This is a genomic window from Polynucleobacter sp. 35-46-11 (assembly GCF_002281105.1).
In genome coordinates, this window is record NZ_NCFJ01000369.1 from 1 (window position 1) to 2,584 (window position 2,584).

3 protein-coding genes and 1 other RNA gene are annotated in these 2,584 nt (G+C 46.1%); all 4 read right to left on the reverse strand.

The window, feature by feature from the left end:
* Nucleotides 1-663: 663 nt before the first annotated feature.
* Nucleotides 664-1,030, reverse strand: an RNA gene (rnpB, locus tag B7Y67_RS15020) — RNase P RNA component class A.
* A gap of 34 nt (nucleotides 1,031-1,064) precedes the next feature.
* Nucleotides 1,065-1,469, reverse strand: a complete 405-nt coding sequence (locus B7Y67_RS15025; RefSeq protein WP_293599331.1) for a type II toxin-antitoxin system VapC family toxin — start codon at nucleotides 1,467-1,469, stop codon at nucleotides 1,065-1,067.
* On the reverse strand, nucleotides 1,469-1,702 hold the full coding sequence (gene vapB, locus B7Y67_RS15030; protein ID WP_293599332.1) for a type II toxin-antitoxin system VapB family antitoxin: 234 nt from the start codon (nucleotides 1,700-1,702) through the stop codon (nucleotides 1,469-1,471). Before vapB ends, B7Y67_RS15025 begins: the two co-directional genes overlap by 1 nt.
* 92 nt (nucleotides 1,703-1,794) lie before the next feature.
* Nucleotides 1,795-2,584 (reverse strand): dihydroorotase (pyrC, locus tag B7Y67_RS15035; RefSeq protein WP_293599333.1); only part of this gene is annotated, 790 nt, incomplete at its 5' end.

Sequence of the window (2,584 nt, forward strand, 5' to 3'; positions counted from 1 at the left end):
ACCGCGAAACATACCTTATGTTGTAACCCTTAAAAACTTTAGCGCTCCAACTACAAACGCCTAGCTTCAATCAATAAAAAATGAGGAATCGCCAACACATTTAACGCGCCTTGCCCAACAAACCCTTAGTAGCTGCTCAACAATTGCATACTCTTACTTTGGTTAACTCAACAGGCAATTCCCCACATAAACCCACTTTTTCCCACTAATCTGCACTATAGATAAAAAAAAAGCGCAATGCAAGCCCTTTTTTACTATTTTTTCTTTATAGGTCAATGACTTAGCGCATTTTTGTGATAAATATAAAGTCGTTATAAATTAAGCACATAGCAAATTAAGTGAATGTGGAATATGAGAATAGTTACAGAAGCATTTGAATTGTAGATATGAGGGGGTTTGGAGTGCTGATTGAGGAAGGGCCACACTCGAGGAAACGAAAAAATCAAAACAATTTTAGCCACAGATGAACACCGATAAACACGGATAAACCCACAAAACGGGCATCATTAGGCCAAAGGCCGTGACGATCCAGTTGTTAAATCGCATGTAGACTGCCGCGTCGCTTTGCTCCTCGCAGTGACATAAAACGTGATTGCACATTGGGTGAGCACTTGGCTTCGTCGAAAATAGACGCTGGAAACGGCATAGTTAGAAACAAAAAGAAGTTGAAGCTGGCCGATAAGCCGGGTTCTGTCGTGCATTGCTGCACGTAACAGTCATTCATCTAGGCGCACAATTACTCATGCGCTCAAGCAACCTACCCGCTGGCAACGCGAGCCACGTCAATACCAGCCTATTTGGTCTTGCTGCGAATGGAGGTTACCGCGTTTCACCCGTTTCGACGCAAGCTCGCTAAAAAGCGCGCTCGCAGGTCGAACCGACTCGTCTCTGTGGCCCTATTCCTCGCTTTTGTCATTCGACTTTTCAGTCTAACGACTTATGGCGGACGGCCGTTAACCGTCATCCCGCTCTATGCAGCCCGGACTTTCCTCCCCTCACTTACGTGAGCGGCGACTGTCTAGCCAGCTTCAAGTACATTTTAACATGCTTAAAGTTTAGCTCGATTAAGAATTAACCCAATTCTCTAATTGCAATGCGGGCACTTTAGCAAACTCTTTTAGATTATTCGTCACCAAGATAAGCCCCTCACTTCTTGCATGTGCTGCGATATGCAAATCATTAACACCAATCGGCTCACCAACTTTCTCAAGGGCAGCACGTATCATGCCGTAATGTTGCGCAGCTTTCGGCGTATAAGCTAGAACCTCCAACCGACTACAAAAATCTTCAACCACAGCTAAGTTTTCAGCTGGCTTAGCACTTTTTTCTGCCCCATGCAGCAACTCCGCCAAAGTAATGGCCGAAATTGCCATATGCTGCGCATGCTGATTAAACGCTTGCAACACCTCAATCGGACGACGCTTTAACACGTAAATAACGATATTAGTATCAAGCAAATAACGTAACATTACAGCGCTTCCCGAGCAGCCTGAGTTTGCGTTGCTCGCGTTTCAAGAAAGTCCTCCGTCACTCCTGTGCCATTTAAGAAAAAGCTATCCCAAACTTGTCCCACCGGAGAAATAATCCGCTCATTACCGCGCGCGCGAACATCAACATGCTTTACCTCACTTGGTAAGCGCAACTCACTGGGTAAACGCACCGCCTGGGTACGATTATTGATAAACACTGTAGTAATTGTCATGCTTCACCTCAATACAAAGTATGTATATGGCTTAAGTATACCGCAAGGGAAAAACATCACGCAAGCAGATATAAAGCGATCTATTGAAAAGCTTAACCCTCAAACTTCCAATGCACCATCTGATCCGCCCGCAACGGCACCAATACATCTCCGTCATAAGGCAGACTCCCCGGCACTTTCCAGCTCTCTTTAATCAGCGTCACCTGCTCAGTATTTCTTGGTAAGCCATAAAAGTCGGCGCCATAAAAACTGGCAAAGCCTTCTAACTTATCTAGCGCATTAACACTTTCAAAGGCTTCCGCATAAAGCTCCATCGCAGTGCGCGCCGTGTACATACCGGCACAGCCGCAAGCAGCCTCTTTGGTATGCTTGGCGTGCGGTGCACTATCGGTGCCTAAGAAAAATTTTGCGCTGCCTGATGTGGCAGCTTTTACCAGCGCCACACGATGGCTCTCACGTTTTAACACTGGCAGACAGTAATGATGTGGCTGTATGCCGCCTTTAAACATATCGTTGCGGTTCATGAGCAAATGATGCGCGGTAATCGTAGCCGCCACATTACTGGGTGCCAACGCCACAAAATCAGCCGCATCTTTAGTGGTGATGTGCTCAAACACCACTTTCAAAGCTGGATATTTTTTTAGTAGCGGGATCATATGACGCTCAATAAACACTAGTTCGCGGTCAAATACGTCAATGTCGCTATCGGTGACTTCAGCGTGCGCTAATAATGGAAGCCCTACTTTTTCCATGGCCTCCAGTGCTTTCGCGCATTTATCCAAGCTAGTGACACCAGAATCAGAGTTAGTAGTCGCACCCGCAGGGTAAAGCTTCACCCCATGTATTAAGCCGCTGGCTTTGGCTTTAATGACCTCTTCCGCT